Below are 16480 nucleotides of genomic sequence, written 5' to 3'. Positions count from 1 at the left end.
GTTTGGCGGGTTCCACCGTTTCGCCGTCATCGACGAGGATGGTGCCGAGCAACCCGGCTCGGTGCCACGCGGTTTTCATCACGTGATGCAGCAGGAACGCGGTGGTCGTCTTGCCGTTGGTGCCGGTGACCCCGGTGATGGCGAGATCCTTCCAGGGATGACCTGCCAGAGTCGAGGCGAGCGTGGCCACCGCGGCGCGGCTGTCAGGCACGTGCAGCCAGGCGGCGGGCGCGGAGTAATCGGAAGGCGGGGCCGTTTCCGCCAGAATGACGGAAGCGCCGGCGGCGAGCGCGTCGTTGATGAAGCGGTGGCCGTCGGCCACCGTGCCGCGGATGGCGGCGAAGACCACTCCCGGAGCGGCTTCGCGCGAGGACGCGGTGATGGCATGGACATCAGCGTCCAGCGATCCTGCGACCGTGACTCGTGACAGACTGGAAACAAGATCGCGGAGAATCATCGGGCGGCGGCGGCGAGGGAAGGTGAAATGGGCTCAGTGGGTTGCAAATTCATATAAGAGGCGACGCGGGCGGCGATTTTACCGAACGCCGGTGCCGCGATGGTTCCACCGTAGCGAGTGACTTTCTGGGTGCGCGGGTCATCGATGACCACCACGCAAACGAACGCAGGGTCTTGTGCGGGCATCATTCCGGCGAATGAGACGATGTAGCTGTTTGCCATGTAGCCGCCCTTCGGATTGTGCTTCTGGACCGTGCCGGTCTTGCCCGCCACGCGGAATCCAGGGACCGCCGCGCGGGTGGCGGTACCGCCGGTGAGGACGACTTTTTCCAAAGCCGCGCGCATCTGGGCGGCGGTCTTCGGTTTGAGCACGTCGTTGACGACCTCCGGCGGATAGTCCTCGACAACCGTGCCGTCGTTGGCGACGAGCGACTTGACGATGTGTGGCTTGCGGAGTTTTCCGTCACCCGCGATGACCGAGTAGGCGCAGGCGAGTTGCAGCGGCGTCACGTTGGCGGCGTAGCCGAAACAAGCGCGGGAAAAATCGACCTCATTGCCGGTATTGCGGGCGATTCCCGAGCTTTCGCCGCTGAGCTGGATTCCGGTTTTGCGGCCGAAGCCGTAGTTGCGGAGGTAGTCGTAAAAGCGCTTGGACCCGAGTTGTCGGCCGAGGCTGAAAGTGCCGATGTTATTGGATTTCTGGAGTACGCCTTCGAAGCTCAGCGAGCCGGCTGGATGATCGTCCTTCACTTCAACCGAGCCCGAGCGGTAGTAGCCGTTGTGGCAGAAGACCGAGGTTTGCGGAGTGACCAGACCTTCGTTGAGCGCACCGGAAGTGGCCACGATCTTGATCGTCGAGCCCGGTTCGTAAATCGCCTGGATGGCGTAGTTGTAGCCGTTTTCCGCGATGTCCTGCTTGTGGTTGAGGTCGAAATGCGGGCGGCTGGCCATGGCGAGGACATCCCCGGTCTTCGGGTCCATCAGGACGACAGCGCCGCGGACGGATTCGAATTCGGCGAGGTTGGCTTCGAGTTCCTCCTCGACGATGGACTGGATGCCCATGTCGATGGTGAGCTTCACGTTCAGGCCGGCGCGCGGCGGTTTCAGGCAACCGGAGTTTCCGGGAACCACCAGCCCGCGGGCGTCGCGCAAATGTTCGCGCGAGCCGTCCCGGCCTGCCAGGAACGATTCCATCGAAGACTCGATGCCGGAAAGCCCCAGCACCTGCGTGTGGGGTTTTCCATCCTCGTCCTTTTTCTCAACCTCGCCGGTGAAGCCGATCAAATGGGTGGCGAGATTCGGCGCGGTGTACCAGCGCTTGATCGAGTTTTCAAACTCGAAGCCCTGGATCCAGTGACCATCGATTTCCTCGCGCAGCTGGTCCGCGACGTCTTCGGGAAAATCCTTGGCGATGGGCACCCACTTGCCCTTGCTGTTCTCGATCTTGTCGCGGAGCTCCTCGCGGCGCATGCCGAGGGGCCGGGCGAGAATGCCGATGGCGTAGGCCAGATGCTTCTGCACGATGACATCCGCGGTCTCCTTGGCCAGCAGGTCGCCGCGCAGGCCGTTGATGCGGCAGCGCTGTTTCACCGCGTCGAGCTCGTTCCAGCCGGGCTCGGCGCTGGCTTCCTGATAGGCGAGGCCGTAGCTCGCGAGCTTCGGGTCGAGCAGGTGGTTCTTGTCCACGAAAACGGTGGAAACCGGGATGCTTTTCGCCATCGGCTCCTCCCGGCGGTCCACGATCATGCCGCGGACGGCGGGCAGTTTCTCGGTGCGGTGATAGGCCTTGCGCGAGCTTTCCGCGTAGCGCTGGCGATCGACTAACTGGATTTGGACCAATCTCCCCGAAAGCACGCTGAGCCCGACCACAAGGATCGAGCACAGGATGATGCAGCGGGTTTGAAAGGCGGAATTCACGGACTAAGGAGCGGCGGAAGCAACGCTGTGGCGGCTGGCGGCGGTGGCGTCAATCTCTTCGACCACACCTATCGGAATCGGCCGCAGCGACGAGCCGTTTTCTTCGATTTGCTTGCGGATGACGAAGCGGTTGAGGAGCTGGTCCATCCGCATCTCGGTGGTGCGGATGTCGAGGCGGCACTGCTCGACGCGGCGGTCGATCGCGTCGATTTCCCGGCTGACCTGGACTTGGCGGTTTTTGTAAAACGCGTGCAACACTCCGCCGGCCGTGACAATGGCGGCGGCGAGGAAGAGCGCGAAAAACGTGGACGCGGACGTGCGGGTTTCGGTGCGGCGGCGGTTCATGGCTTGAGGTCTAAAAGCTGTGCAACCCGCAGTTTTGCACTGCGGGCTCGCGGGTTCAGGGATGTTTCCTCGGCGGTGGGAATGATGGCCTTGCGGGCAAGGAGCCGGAATTGGTAGTCCGGATTCGGCCGGGGTTCGGGCCAGCCAGGCTCATCGAGAAATTCGGTGGAGCGGTGTTTTAAAAACCGTTTCACCATCCGGTCTTCCAAACTGTGGAACGTGATGATCAGCAAGCGCCCCCCCGGTTTGAGAACGGCGGGAGCTGCGGCGAGCGCGGTGGCGAGCGATTCGAGTTCCTCGTTCACCGCCATCCGGATGGCTTGGAATGTCTTGGTCGCGGGATGCGTCCGGCCTTGGCGGCCGATGGCTTTCTCGATGCAGTTGGCGAGGTCGAGCGTGGTGACGAACGGCTTTTCGGCGCGCTGCCGGACGATGGCTCCGGCGATCCGGCGGGCTTTGGATTCCTCGCCGTATTCGAAAAGGATCCGCACGATGTCAGCTTCCGGCCAGCGGTTCACGATGTCCGCCGCGGTGCGCGGGCTGGACGGTCCCATCCGCATGTCGAGCGGACCCTCGCGCATGAACGAAAAACCCCGCGCCGCGGAGTCGAGCTGGCGGGAAGAGACCCCGAGATCCATCAGCAGGCCGTCGGCCCGTTCCCCCATTTGGATCTCGGGGATTTCCGGGAGTCGCGAGAAGTTTCCTTCCCACGTGGAAAAGCGTCCGCCGAATGCGGCGAGCCGGGCGCGGGCGTGGGCCAGCGCCTCGGGATCGCGATCGACGCCGAGCACGCGGGCACCGGCTTTGAGAAAAATCTCGCTGTGGCCGCCACCGCCGAGCGTGCCGTCGATGATGAATTTGTCCGGTCCCGGAGCCATCCACCCGGCGACCTCCGCCGGGAAAACCGGCAGATGGTAGTCGCCGGCAGCCACGGTTTCTGAAAAATCGACGGGAGCCTGCGCTGACAACCAGCCAGGAGCAGCGCAGGCATCCGTTTGATCGACAAGACGACGTGCTGTCCCGAGCCCGCCGTCTTGTGCTGAAAGAAAAATTGACGATGGCCGCGCTGACAACCAGCCAGAAGCAGCGCGGACCATCGATTCAAAAAGCGAGAGAAACTCTGTCCCGAGAGATTTCCTACGCCCAGCCATGAAAGTCACCAGACGCCGCGCCGACAACCAGCCAGAAGCGGTGCGGACGTCTGTTTGGATCGACGAAGCGGCGTGCTGTCCCGAGCCAGCCAATTCGTCTGAAAAGAAAATTTGCGACGGCCGCGCTGACAACCAGCCAGGAGCAGCGCGGACCATCGATTCAAAAAGCGCGAGAAGCTCTGTCCCGAGAGACATCGCGCGCCCAGCCATGAAAATCAGCGGATGCCGCGCCGACAACCAGCCAGGAGCGGTGCGGACATCCGTTTGCATCGACGAAGCGGCGTGCTGTCCCGAGCCAGCCGATCCGTCTGAAAAGAGTCCCAACCCTGACACCCGGGCGAAAGCGGCCGGAGCCGCAGTGCGGACCGCCTCGAGTGTCAGAATTGGTGGGGTGAACAACATTGCTGCTGTTGGGTGTGTGGTGGGTGAGTGTTTAGAAAATTCCGAGATCGTCCTCTTCCTCCGCGACGCGGCTCTCGATGGCGATGACCACTTCGAAATTGGACTTGCTCCAGATTTCGAAGTAGATGCCGCGACCGGCGAGCACGACTTCCGCATCGGCGGCGATGCCTGCCTTTTCACTGAGATCTTTAGGAACGAGCAGCTTGCCTTGATCATTCAGGGTCACCTCGCGGCAGAGCATGGCGAGCTTGCCGAGCAGCTTGCCTTTCTCAACGGGGGTCTTGTCGCTGTCTTTGATCAGGGCGACTTTTTCGTTGTAAGCTTCCACGCTCAGGACCTTCACCACCGGCATTTCGTGGGCGTTGGAAAACTGAAGGAACAGAGGCGCCTCGGCCTCGGGACGCCACGCCGTCGGGATGGAAACCCGAAACTTCGGGTCCATCTTGAAGGGCTTGAACCCTTTATAGCGTTGATCGGTGGTGTTCACGGGAAGGGCTGACTGGCGTGTCAGTGCCAAAAAATACACTCAGATACACTCAGCCTGCAAGATTAATTTGAGACATTTTTACTAAATTCTTAATTCGTTTATTTGCAATCATTTAAAATCAAATGGAAATCGGATTTTTCAAGATTTCACGCCCGGGTCGGCCTCCGGCTCATCTAATTTTGAGTGGAATTGTTTAAAATTCAGCCAGGAATCCGGTAGTTTTTAAATTAATCCGGACCAAGTGTACGGAGGAACCGGTTTTTTAACGAAAGTGTACCTGCGCACCGAATCTGAGATCCCCCCACTCTGGAATCCCACTTGTCTTTGATTGGGGAATATTAGAAGCCTTGATCCGTGAACCGACTGAAACATGGATTGGCAACCTGGCTTTGCTGGGCAGCGCTGCTCCTTCAGGGCCACGGCCAGTCCCTGCCCGAGTGGCTGTCGAAAAACGCCGCGCACAAACCACCTGACTTTGGAATCCTGGATGAAAGCCGCTTTTTCAACCGGGATTCCGGCGCGTTCAAACGAATTTCCGACCAAATCCGGAAAACGGAACAGGATCACGGCTACCGGATTTATCTGGTGGTGGAGCCGGTGCTGATCGCCGCCACGGCCCCGGAAATGGCCGCCGAGCTGCGGCAGGCCTGGGTGCCCGACGGCAATGGACTGGTGATGGTGTTTGAATCCGACAGCCGCCAATTGGGCGTCGGCCGGGATTTGACCGGATCTGCCGAAAATCCGCTGCGGGTGCCCTCTCATGAATTGACCGCATTGCTCAATCGCGCGCTGGAGGCCGCCGACCCGAAGCTGGCCAAGGAGGCTTACATCGAAAACCTCATGGAAAAACTCACCGGCGAGCTCAACGCCTATTTCAAACGCCGCGCCACTCCCCCGCCCGCTGACCGGTCGGTGAAAATCGGCCTGCTCGTCGCCGGCACGCTCGCGCTGCTGGGCCTTGCCGCGATCGGATTGGGCGGACTGGTGCGGCACTCCAGCATGGCCCGCGTCCGCAGTTTCCGTTTCCCGACGGTAGACCGCCCGGAGCGCCTCGGCGCTCCCTGCGGCGGCAATGTCACTGCCCGTCGCTTCGCTCCGCCGACACCGCGTGCTTGAACCCGCGCCGGCGGACCGGCAGGTGCTTCGGCAAAATGGCCGAAAACAAATGCACCAGTGGATACGCCGCAAGAGCCATGAGGGTTCCTAAAGTAATGAATCCGACGATAAAATTGCTCAAAGACGCGACGCCAACGCCAGGCAGATCGATTGAAACCTTTGCCACGAAATGAGGGATCGGCAATGAGAAGAAATTGATGAACCACTGCCCCAGCCAAATCTGCGCCAACCAGAAAGGCCCATTCGTGATCGGGTTGCTGATGAAACAAGCGGCGATGGCGAAAGGAATGTTTCCCCTCACGCGCATGGCGAGAACCGCAGCGAAAATCGACTGCGGAATGAAAGGAACCATCGAGAAAAACAGGCCGATCGCGAGCCCCGCGGCCACGGTGTCCCGGCAAGGCACCCACAGGCTGCGATGGAACAACGGTTTCGAAATCCTCTGCCACCACGGACGATGGCGGAGCTTCGGGTGGCGCAAGGCACGAAACGCCCGCCGAACCATTCTCAGGTAGTGGACTTTCATGGTGGCAATGGCATCTGGCCGGCACCATCCGCCACTCCCCGTGGCGAATCAACTGCAAATGCCTTGCTCCACGGCGAGCCCTTACGCAGCTTCGTGAAAATTCCACCATGCAACCTTGGCAAGCATTCATCCTGGGCGTGATCGAAGGGATCACCGAATATTTACCGATCAGCTCCACCGGCCATTTGCTCGTCGCGCAGCACCTGATGGGCATCGGCACGGCGACGGCGACGGAAAAAGCCGCGGCCGACACCTTCGCCATCTGCATCCAGGGCGGCGCCATCCTCGCGGTGCTCGGCATCTATCTGAAGCGCGTGCTGCAGATGCTCCGCGGCGTGCTCGGCCAGGACCCCGATGGCCTGAAACTCGCCGTCATGCTGGTGGCCGGATTTCTACCAGCCGCCGTCATCGGCCTGGCCTTGAATGACAAGATCGAGGAAAAACTCTTCGGCATGTGGCCGGTCATCGTCGCCTGGATTGTCGGCGGCGTGATGATCCTCGCGACCGCCTGGTGGCGGAAACGCAACCCCGCGGCGGGCCGCGGCAAGGAGCTGTTTGAAATGACCTGGAAGATGGCGCTCGTCATCGGCCTGCTGCAATGCTTGGCGATGTGGCCGGGCACCAGCCGCAGCCTGATGACCATCGTCGGCGGCCTGCTCGTCGGCCTCTCGATCCGCGCGGCGGTCGAGTATTCGTTCTTGCTCGGCGTCCTAACACTCACCGCCGCCACCGCGAAGAAAGCGGTCTGGAAGGTGGACGGGCTCGACGCGTCCTATCACGTCTGGTTCGGCGGCACCCAACTGATGTGGGATTCCTACGGCCCGCTGCCGCTCGCCGTCGGCATCGTGGCGGCCGCCGTCTCCGCTGCCATCGCGGTGAAATGGCTGGTTTCCTATCTGCAAAGCCACGGCCTCTCCGTCTTCGGCTGGTACCGCATCGCGCTCGGCGTGGTCATCGGCGGGCTGGTCGCTGCCGGGGTTTTCACCGCCTAGCAGAGCCGGACGAGTCCGGCCACAAAAGCGAATCCCCACCTGGAAATCCCCCTCAAGAAATCCCGAGGTGCAGATCACGCATGCTCCACAGGGTTTCCGCCGGTTTCGAAGCGGTATGGATCCGGGGACGATCGATTCCGGGGGAGGATGACAAAAAAAGCCTCCCCGGATATCCGGGGAGGCTTGAAAACTACTTTCGAATAAACCGGTTCAGCAATTAGAAGCGGAAGTTGGCACCGACCACGAAGCCGGCAAGGCCGATGTCGTCACTACCTTCACCGTAACCAGCACCGGCCCACCATTGACCCTCGACACCGAGGCGGACATTGGACGCGACATTGCTGAAGGAGAAGTCGTACTGCATGCCGAGACCGAGCTCGCTGATGAAGAGAACATCGTCACTGCTGGATGAATTGGAAAAACTTAGCTCTCCATTAGAGGTGCTGCTATTGGACTGGTCTTTTGAACCGAACACCACGGACTGCTTGGCCGTGCCGTAGAGGGAGAAGCCGTTGGCCAGCGAACGAGTGGCATCGATACCAACAACAATGCCCAGACCGCTGAAATCAGCGTTGCTTTCACTAGTGTTAATGCTCGGGGGGAGCGGGGGTTGTTGCGTGGTGACAGAGCTGGTGGTATTTTCAAATTCAGCTTGGGCCCAGCGCAGACCTGCGTAGGGGGAAAGCGAAAACTTGTCACTTGGAGTGAAGTGCTGACCGACAACCAAGTCGAAATAGGAGGCATTATACTCCTGGCTGTAGCCATTGGTGGAAGATCCTTGTTGTAGAGTATAGTCATAGAGGTCGGCGCTGTAACCGAAGCCGGTGAACTTGACGAAGAGGCAGTCACTGAATTCGTAGCCGACGGAGCCGCGTAAACCGAATTCGTAATCGGCATCATTTTGCAAGCCGCTGTAGCCAGCGTATGCTTTGAGGGCGAGAGCTTCCAACCCGACGGTCCAGCCTTGAGGGCAGTCAGATTGTGGGGCAGGTGCCGTGGCAGGGGTGACTTCACCGGCGAACGTAGGCGCGGCGGTCAACAACAGTGGGATCATGTATTTTTTCATGCGGGGGAAGTGACTATCTGGAACGCCGAAATACGTCAATCCCAAATTCGCCCCGACATCCCAAATTCGCGCGCAGCTTTTTTGTTCAAAGCGCCCCGGGAAAAGCCATCGTATCCCGGCGGGCGAGTGGGTTCATCAGTCCGGATCAGCTCCGATCAGGCACTTGAACTCCTCGAACTTGCCGTTCGGCCCGCGCGGGATCTCGGCGGGGAAGCTGAAGACGACTTCGAACGAGTGGCCGACGTTTCGGAGCATGACCTCAGCCACCTTGGCTTGCTCCCCGGAGTCCAGCGGGCGCTCCATCACCAACTTCACTTCGAGCCTTTGGAGCGAATGCTGGAGGAATTGGAATTGATAGAGCGGCACTCCGGTCAGGACGGTGATTTGGCCGTGGTCCCCGAAGTTGGGGAAGATGTTCTCGCCGCTGGGCAGCATCAAGCGGTTACGGGTGCGCCCGTGGACGCGCTTCAGGACGGGCAGACCACGCCCGCAAGGGCACGCTTCCGCGAGTTCACCATAGTCACCGATCTCATAGCGGATCAGGGGCGTGACGAAGTTGTTCAGGTTGGTCAGGACGATTCGACCGACCACGCCAACCGGACACGGACGATCGTTATCGTCGAGAATTTCGACGACAACACTCTCCCCCTGGATGTGATAATGGTCGTGGTCGGGGCACTGAAGCGCGATATAGCCCGATTCCTCGCAGGAATAGCAGTCGACGATTTCGACCTGCCAGGCTTCCGACAGCCGCCGCCGAGCTTCAGGCGTCACAGTCTCCCCGACGGTGCGCAGTTCGCGCAAGCGCGGCAGGACCAGCCCATGCCGTGCCGCATAGGCGGCGAGCGCCTGCAGGTTCGAAGCGTAGGAAACGATAAAGTCCGGTTTTTCGCGTTGAAGCCAAGCCATTTGGTCCTCAAGCGTGGAGTTGACGTTGAGCACCGCCGACGGTCCGGACTTGAAGAGTTGGTCGGTGATTCCTCCCCAACTCGGGTGGGAGATTCCATCGGGTGCTTCGGCCACGCCGCGATGAAACCAGCGAATGGTGCAGAGTTTGCCGGACCAGTCGCGGGGATGCCAGAGCAGGTCGCGCAACGCGAAGGCACCCCAGAGCGCCTGAGTCGCGGCGGTGCGACCAAAGCGGATGGGCCGTCCGGTCGAGCCCGAGGTCATGGCGAAAGCCACCGGGCCATGTTCCTTGGGCGGGGCCGTTGACAGGAATTGTCCGGCACCGGACTGAAAATCCGCGCGACTCACCACGGGCAGGGTCTCGAGGAAGGCGCGATCGATGGTCTCCGGCAGGCTGATGTCCCCGGCAGCGAAAAGGTCCTGATAGAACGGCACTGTCTGCCGGGCGTGGGCAAGCAGCTCTCCGAGTTGCCTGAACTGGTGGGTTTCGAGGAGTTCCCGCGGCCACCACTGAGATTCTCCCAGCTGGAATTGCAAGGCCATCTGCTGCGTGGCCTGCAGCCCGGGGAAGGCTGGGAATAGTAGGTTCTGGACGTTGGATAGGGGTGGTTGCGCTAACATGGGAATCTGGAGCACAGGGAAACATCAATGCCTCCCCTTAATCAAGGGCTATAGCCCTGGATTTCACAGAGATTCGTTCCAAAAGGCACCACAAAGTCGGATGCTTTCACGTCACATGTGGGCGGATTTTTCGCCAAAGCCTCCCCAAAGAACACCATCGCCTCCGGGCAAAGCGGACGGGCTCGTTGTAACGGTCAACTTTCGATCAGGCACTTGAACTCCTCGAACTTGCCGTTCGGCCCGCGCGGAATCTCGGCGGGGAAGCTGAAGACGACCTCAAACGAGTGGCCGAGGTTTCGGAGTAGAAATTCAGCGACCTTGGCTTGTTCCCCGGAGTCCAGCGGGCGAGCCATCACCAACTTCGCTTCGAGCCGTTGGAGCGAATGCTGGAGAAATTGGAATTGGTAGAGCGGCACTCCGGTCAGAGCGGTGATTTTGCCCTGCCCCCCGAAGTTGGGGAAGAGGTTTTCGCCGTTGGGAAGCATCAAGCGGTTGCGCCTGCGCCCGTGGATGCGCCTCAGCACGGGCAGGCCACGTCCGCAGGGGCACGCTTCCGCGAGTTCGCCGTAGTCACCGATCTCATAGCGGATGAGGGGCGTGACGAAGTTGTTCAGGTTGGTCAGGACGATTCGACCGACGACGCCAACCGGACAAGGGCAGTTGTTTTCATCGAGGATTTCAACGATAACACTCTCTCCCTGGATGTGATAATGGTCGTGGTCGGGGCACTGAAGCGCGATATAGCCCGATTCCTCGCAGGAATAACAGTCGATGATTTTGGCCCGCCAAGCTTCCGACAGGAGGCGACGAACTTCGGGCGTCACCGTCTCCCCGATGGTGCGCAGTTCGCGCAAGCGAGGAAGGTCAATCCCGTGCCGTGCCGCATGGGTGACGAGAGCCTGCAGGTTTGAGGGACAGGAAATGAGAAAGTCCGGTTTTTCGCGCAGAAGCCAAGTCAGTTGTTCTCCGAGCATGGAATCCACGTTGAGCACCGCCGACGGTCCGGACTTGAAGAGCTGGTCGGTGATTCCTCCCCAACTCGGGTGGGAGGTTCCATCCGGGGCTTTGGCCACGCCACGGTGCGACCAGCGGATGGCGCAAAGTTTGCCGGACTGATCGCGGGGATGCCAGAGCAGGTCACGCAGAGCGAATGCACCCCAAAGCGTCTGAGTTGCGACGCTGCGACCGAAGCGGACGGGCCGCCCGGTCGAACCCGAGGTCATTCCAAAAGTCACCGGACCATGTTCCTTGGGTGGTGCCATTGACAGGAATGGTTCGGCACCGGACTGAAAATCCGAGCGCCGCACCACGGGCAGTGTCTCGAGGAAGGCGCGATCGATGGTCTCCGGCAGGCTGATGTCCCCGGCGGCGAAAAGATCCCGGTAGAAAGGCACTGTCTGACAGGCGTGCGCGAGCAGCTGTCTCAGTTGCCTGAACTGGTGAGTTTCGAGGAGTTCCCGGGGCCACCACTGAGATTCTCCCAGCTGGAATTGCAAGGCCATCTGCTGCGTGGCCTGCAGCCCGGGGAAGGCTGGGAACAATAGGTTCTCGACGTTGGAAAGGGGTGGTTGCTTCAGCATGGGGCTCGGAACCGCAGGGGAGCATCAATTTAGGCCTTGATCAAGGGTTCCGTCTTCTTTCCGGATCCGTTCCCTGACCGCGGTGCCGAGTGAGGCATTTCACAGACGGAGCTGTGATTGGCAGCAAGGAGGTCGTGAACGAGGCGTTTGCGAACGCGAGAGAAAGGCTCGACCCCAAACGGAGGAAGTCGCGAACTCGTCCAGATCTAAATCAGCAGAGCCGGACCATGTCCTTGATGAACTGGCCCCAGAGGAAGAACATCTCTGGGGTCGGTCCCCGCAGTCTTTGGGGTCCCCGCAGTGTAACATTTCGCCATCAAAAATGGCGCATTTGTTCTGCTGCGGGGACCGACCCCAGAGACCGACCCCAGAGACGTGGGTTCCGGTCTCGCTCCGACTCGGGCGGGTGAGCCCTTTGACAGCCTTGGCCAAGAGGACGTGAACCAGCTGGCGCTCTATGGCCGCGGGGACTGGGAGTGGGCGCCGCACCTTCACCTCACCGGCGGCCTGCGCCTCCAGCACGAACAGCGGGACCTCCAGACGGCCGTCACTTTGGGCGCGGATCCGGAAGTGCGGTCTTCCGCAGGCTGTTCCGGGACGGAACTCCTGCCGCAACTCGGCGTGGCGTGGCGCCCGCAGCAAGACCAGACCGTCGGCCTTCAGCTTTCCCGCGGTTTCCGCAGTGGCGGCGTCAGTTACGCGCCCACCTTGGGCAGCACCCAGCCCTATGATCCCGAGCACTTCTGGGAGCTGGAACTCTACAGCCGCGCCAAGCCGCTCGACTCGCTCACACTCTCCACCGCCCTCTTTCATTCGTGGTTCCAGGATCAGCAAATCAACTTCATCTCCCCCGGCGGATCCCCCACCATCGATTCCTACATCGCCAATGCCGCGAGCTCGCGCCGCTACGGCAGCGAACTCGAAGCCCGTTGGCAGCCCTTGCCCCCCCTGACCTTCACTGGCACACTCGCTTGGATTCATACGGAATTCACCGAGCTGGCCGTCGGCGACGGTCGCGCGGGCCAGTCGTTCCCAAATGCGCCGGAATGGTTGGGCTCGCTGTCCGCCGCCTACCACCATCCCTCCGGCCTGTTCTCCAGCGTACTGATGTCGTGGGCGGATCGCACCTACAGCGACGTCGCCAGCCCGCAGGTCACCGCCACCGAGTCCCGCCAGCTGCTGTCCGCCCGCCTCGGCTACGAATGGCACAACGCCAGCGTCTACCTGTTCGCCAGCAACCTACTCAACGACGAATACGCCCTCTCGCGCGTCGACAACAAGACGCTGCCCGTTTCCGGCCAAGTCGGCCCCTCGCGGACCTTCGGCATCGGTTGCGAATTCAAGTGGTGAATGGGGGGCATTGAACGTCGAACATCGAACGCTCAATATCGTTCCGAATCGCTTCCTCATCTCTTCCATCTGCGTGAATCCTGTCCATCAGCGGTTCAACAATCCAAATGCACGGCGGAGTCACTGCTCCGTTGGGCCCTTCGGCTTGAGGTAGCCGAGGGCTTGGGCGCGGCGCAGGGCCTGTTCGCGGCTGCCGGCTTGCAGCTTGCGGTAGATCCGCTTGATGTGGCTGTGCACCGTGCCGCCGCTGATCGAGAGTCTCTCGCCGATCTCTTTGTACATCAGGCCTTGGGCGCTGAGGTTGAGCAGCTCCACTTCGCGGGCCGTCAGCGCTTCTTCCGCATTGGCGGCGCTGCTACTGCGGAATTCTTCGATCAGGAAATGGGCGATGCTCGGGCTCAGCGAAGAGCAGCCCTGCGACACGGCGCGCACCGCTTCGATCGTCTCCAGTGCGGGCAGGCCCTTGATGACGTAGCCGATGGCGCCAGCCCGTAGCGCGGCAAACAGCGATTCCCGGTCGTCGTGGATCGTGTGGACCAGCGCGTGGAGCTGCGGGTTTTGGTACGTCGCTGCAGCGATCAGATCGACCCCGGAAACGCCCGGCAGGCCCAAATCGGCCAGCAGCACATCCACCGCCGACCAGTCACTCTGCTCCATCGCCTCCTCGGTGCAGGCGTAGGCGCCGACGACGCGAATGTCGGCCTGGGAAGCCATGATCTTGGCCAGCGAGAAGAGCAGGTGCTCGTCGTCTTCGACGATCACCAGACGGATGGCGGCGGGCTCAGCTGTCATCGGCGTTTGAAGGGTTGCTGCGGCGCTGCAAGGGCAGGGGAATCTCTAAGCAATGCGTGGTACCATCGCCGTCGCCGCGTTTCAAGGTGCCGCCCAGCTCCTCAATGCGCTGCTGCATGTTGCGCAGGCCACGGCTGCCCGGGCGGGTCGTTGCCGGATCAATGCCACAGCCGTCGTCTTGGATCACGATGCGCAGCGCCTGTGCGTCGAAAATGACGTGAACGCTCGCCTGACGCGCCCCCGAGTGCCGCGCCAGATTGTGGATCGCTTCCTTCAGCACCCGCATCAGCGAAATGATCTCTTGCACGCGGTGATCCGGTTCGCTCGGCAGCGGGCCGCTTTGCCGCCAGTCCAGCTCGATCCCTTGCGCGGCCGTCAGCCGCTGGGCGTAAGTGTGGGATTCCATCAGCGCGTCCGCCCACAGCAGGCTGCCGCGCTCCAGCCCGTTCATCCACAGCCGCAGCTCGCGGTTCCACTCGGTGGCGAGAAACTCGATGTTCTGGAAAATCTCCTTCTGCTGCTGCGGCTTCTCCTCGATGCTGCCTTGGAAGGCCAGCATCGCCAGGTTGGCGGTGATCCCGCCCATGCCGTCGTGCAGGTCGCTGGCCAGTTGCTGGCGGTGCTGCTGCGTGCGCATCGCCATCAGCTCCGTCTCGGCGGCCGCCAGCTTTTCCACCGCGTTCAGCTTTTCCCCGTGCAGCTGTTCGTTCTCAAAGGTCTGCCGCTGGTTGATCAACATCATCGCGCCGAAGCTCCACAACAGCGCCCACAAGATCCCCGCCGTGAAGCTGACCAACTGCGGCCGCACCGGGTCGGTCAGTTGCGCCGGCGTCGTCAGGAAATACAGGTCGACCGCCCGGTAGGCGAAGATCGCGCAGATAAACAGCGCCGCGTAAGCCGTGAAGCGCGCCCCAAACCGCAGCGCCGGCCGCCGCTCCTTCAGTAATGCCCGCGCCCCCATCGCCAGAAACAAAATGAAGATCGGCGAGGTCAGCACCGGCCGCAGCTGCAGCCCCTCGTCATGAACCACCAGCCAGACGTGGCCGCAGAAGAGTGGCAGCGCCACTAACAGCGGCCAGATCCGCGCCGCCCCACGCTTCTGAAAGTCTTTGGGGTCGGTCCCCGCAGTGTAACATTTCGCCATCAAAAATGGCGCATTTGTTCTGCTGCGGGGACCGACCCCAGAGACTGACCCCAGAGACGCCGCCTCGGCGGACTGATCGAGCACGACTTCGCGATTGCCTTTGGCGAGAGGGGCCATACGCGCTGCAAATTCGGGCTGAGTCACGGCGCGCCGGAGCCAACCGTGAGTGGAATCGTCCGTGTGGGACACGCCGCAGAACTAAGACGGAATGTTCAGCGCCGCAAGACAGATCCAAGGCAGAAATACAAGGTCAGCGTTCTTTTGTTCGCGTTGATTGCCAGCATGTGAACTCTTCCAACGCTCGGGAGCCGTCGAGGGCAGGGTGGAGGTGATCGGTGAGGACCTGTTTTCTGCCAACAATGAATTCCAGGCGAAGTATCACCGTCAGCTCCATTACAACAAGATGCTCTTGATGAGCTTACCGTGTTCGACCCCGGTGGGTTTGAGGTCCACACCAAGGACCCGCTTGGTGAGGCGGTCCGACTCGATGCCCAGGGTGTGGCATGCGGTCGCGATGAGGTCGCGCGGGTGCACCTTGTCTCCGGCATCTAGCAAATTGAAGGCGAAGTCGTCGGTCTGGCCGTGTGAAGAACCTCCCTTGATGCCGCCGCCAGCCATCCAGTTGGTGAAGCACTTGGCGTGGTGATCGCGGCCGTCTCCCCCCTGCGAGTAGGTGGTGCGGCCGAACTCGCCACCCCAGATGACCAGCGTGTCGTCTAACATGCCCCGGCGTTTCAAATCGGTGATCAGGGCGTAACAGGCGCGGTCGGTGGCGCCGCACAACGCGTTCATGCCACCGCTGAGTCCGCCGTGGAAGTCCCAGCCGCGCTGGTAGATCTGGGTGAAGCGCACGCCGCGCTCGGCCATGCGGCGGGCCATCAGGCAGTTGTAGCTGAAGCTGCCGGGCTTCTTGGCGTCGGGGCCGTAGAGCTCCCAAGTGCTTTCCGGCTCGTCGGAGAAATCCGCGAGTTCCGGCACGCTCATCTGCATGTTGAAGGCCATTTCATACTGGGCGATGCGAGCGTGGGTCTCGGAATCGCCGAGAGACTTGAAGGTGCGCTCGTTATGCTCGGCAACGCCATCTATCAGGTTTCGCCGCAGTGCGCGGTCCATGCCTTCGGGATCGCGCAGATAGAGCACGGGATCAGCACCTGCCCGCAGCGCGACGCCTGCGTGTTCGGTGGGTAAAAACGAACTCGACCACAGGCGCGGCGTCACCGGTTGGCCCGATAGGCCTGGCAGCTGGGTGGAGTTAAGCACGACGAACGAGGGCAGGTTCGAGTTCATGCTGCCCAAGCCGTAGGAAATCCATGCACCAAGCGCCGGGCGGCCGGGAAACATCGCGGCCGTATTCATGAGCATGATGGCTGGCTCGTGATTGATCGCGTCCGAGTACATCGAATGGATTGTGGCGATGTCGTCCACGCACTTGGCGGTCCACGGCAAGGCATCGCTGACGAAGCGGCCGCATTGGCCGTACTGCTTGAACTTGAACGGGCTCGCCTTGACGGTGAAACGCGAACTGCCGGCGGTCATGCCGCTGGGTTTGAAGTCGGCACCCAGGATTTCTTTGGGAATGTCCTGACCATTGAATTCTTCCAGGCGCGGCTTGTAATCCCACATGTC

15 protein-coding genes are annotated in these 16480 nt (G+C 61.3%); 3 read left to right on the top strand and 12 right to left on the bottom strand.

What is annotated here, in order from left to right:
* The 5 genes from AC4DF4_RS13960 to AC4DF4_RS13940 all read right to left on the bottom strand — a co-directional run.
* The coding region (locus AC4DF4_RS13960; protein WP_490048721.1) for a Mur ligase domain-containing protein at positions 1-457 on the bottom strand (457 nt) is incomplete at its 3' end.
* Positions 454-2373 carry a peptidoglycan D,D-transpeptidase FtsI family protein gene (locus AC4DF4_RS13955; protein ID WP_490048720.1) on the bottom strand — a complete coding sequence of 640 codons (1920 nt, stop codon included), beginning with the start codon at positions 2371-2373 and terminating at the stop codon, positions 454-456. The genes AC4DF4_RS13960 and AC4DF4_RS13955, both read right to left, overlap by 4 nt.
* A 3-nt stretch (positions 2374-2376) precedes the next feature.
* The gene (locus tag AC4DF4_RS13950) at positions 2377-2718 is read right to left on the bottom strand and encodes a hypothetical protein (RefSeq protein ID WP_490048719.1); all 342 of its coding nucleotides are present in this window, start codon (positions 2716-2718) and stop codon (positions 2377-2379) included.
* Positions 2715-3650, bottom strand: a complete 936-nt coding sequence (gene rsmH, locus AC4DF4_RS13945; protein ID WP_490048718.1) for a 16S rRNA (cytosine(1402)-N(4))-methyltransferase RsmH — start codon at positions 3648-3650, stop codon at positions 2715-2717. The genes AC4DF4_RS13950 and rsmH overlap by 4 nt, the downstream gene beginning before the upstream one ends.
* A gap of 652 nt (positions 3651-4302) precedes the next feature.
* Entirely contained in the window at positions 4303-4758 is a 456-nt protein-coding gene (locus AC4DF4_RS13940) for a hypothetical protein (protein ID WP_490048717.1), read from the bottom strand.
* A gap of 354 nt (positions 4759-5112) precedes the next feature.
* Here AC4DF4_RS13940 and AC4DF4_RS13935 point away from each other — a divergent pair, with 354 nt between their 5' ends.
* On the top strand, positions 5113-5874 hold the full coding sequence (locus tag AC4DF4_RS13935; RefSeq protein WP_490048716.1) for a hypothetical protein: 762 nt from the start codon (positions 5113-5115) through the stop codon (positions 5872-5874).
* On the opposite strand, the gene AC4DF4_RS13930 is transcribed toward AC4DF4_RS13935, so the two are convergent.
* Positions 5834-6400 (bottom strand): DUF2062 domain-containing protein, encoded by a 567-nt coding sequence (locus AC4DF4_RS13930; protein WP_490048715.1) that lies wholly within the window; start codon positions 6398-6400, stop codon positions 5834-5836. The two genes, AC4DF4_RS13935 and AC4DF4_RS13930, sit on opposite strands and share 41 nt — an antisense overlap.
* A 107-nt stretch (positions 6401-6507) precedes the next feature.
* Between AC4DF4_RS13930 and AC4DF4_RS13925 the strand changes: the two genes are divergently transcribed.
* Positions 6508-7392, top strand: coding sequence for an undecaprenyl-diphosphate phosphatase (locus AC4DF4_RS13925; protein ID WP_490048714.1), 885 nt, complete (start codon positions 6508-6510; stop codon positions 7390-7392).
* A 217-nt stretch (positions 7393-7609) separates the two neighbouring features.
* Here AC4DF4_RS13925 and AC4DF4_RS13920 read toward each other — a convergent pair whose 3' ends face one another.
* The 3 genes from AC4DF4_RS13920 to AC4DF4_RS13910 form a co-directional block, all read right to left on the bottom strand.
* Positions 7610-8458, bottom strand: a complete 849-nt coding sequence (locus AC4DF4_RS13920) for an Lpg1974 family pore-forming outer membrane protein (protein WP_490048713.1) — start codon at positions 8456-8458, stop codon at positions 7610-7612.
* 135 nt (positions 8459-8593) lie between these two features.
* Entirely contained in the window at positions 8594-9988 is a 1395-nt protein-coding gene (locus AC4DF4_RS13915) for a phenylacetate--CoA ligase family protein (RefSeq protein ID WP_490048712.1), read from the bottom strand.
* 194 nt (positions 9989-10182) lie between these two features.
* Entirely contained in the window at positions 10183-11568 is a 1386-nt protein-coding gene (locus tag AC4DF4_RS13910; protein WP_490048711.1) for a phenylacetate--CoA ligase family protein, read from the bottom strand.
* Positions 11569-11943: 375 nt separating this feature from the next.
* On the opposite strand from AC4DF4_RS13910, the gene AC4DF4_RS13905 reads away from it, so the two are divergent.
* Positions 11944-12918: a TonB-dependent receptor gene (locus AC4DF4_RS13905; RefSeq protein ID WP_490048710.1), complete on the top strand. Its 975-nt coding sequence runs from the start codon at positions 11944-11946 to the stop codon at positions 12916-12918.
* 120 nt (positions 12919-13038) lie between these two features.
* On the opposite strand, the gene AC4DF4_RS13900 is transcribed toward AC4DF4_RS13905, so the two are convergent.
* The 3 genes from AC4DF4_RS13900 to AC4DF4_RS13890 all read right to left on the bottom strand — a co-directional run.
* Positions 13039-13710 carry a LuxR C-terminal-related transcriptional regulator gene (locus AC4DF4_RS13900; protein ID WP_490048709.1) on the bottom strand — a complete coding sequence of 224 codons (672 nt, stop codon included), beginning with the start codon at positions 13708-13710 and terminating at the stop codon, positions 13039-13041.
* Positions 13700-14971, bottom strand: coding sequence for an ATP-binding protein (locus AC4DF4_RS13895; protein ID WP_490048708.1), 1272 nt, complete (start codon positions 14969-14971; stop codon positions 13700-13702). The genes AC4DF4_RS13900 and AC4DF4_RS13895 overlap by 11 nt, the downstream gene beginning before the upstream one ends.
* A 276-nt stretch (positions 14972-15247) precedes the next feature.
* Positions 15248-16480: DUF1501 domain-containing protein (locus AC4DF4_RS13890; protein WP_490048707.1), on the bottom strand; the 1233-nt coding region annotated here is incomplete at its 5' end.

The sequence above is a fragment of the Luteolibacter sp. genome (genome assembly GCF_058122085.1).
This window is presented reverse-complemented; position numbering and strand designations above follow the sequence as displayed.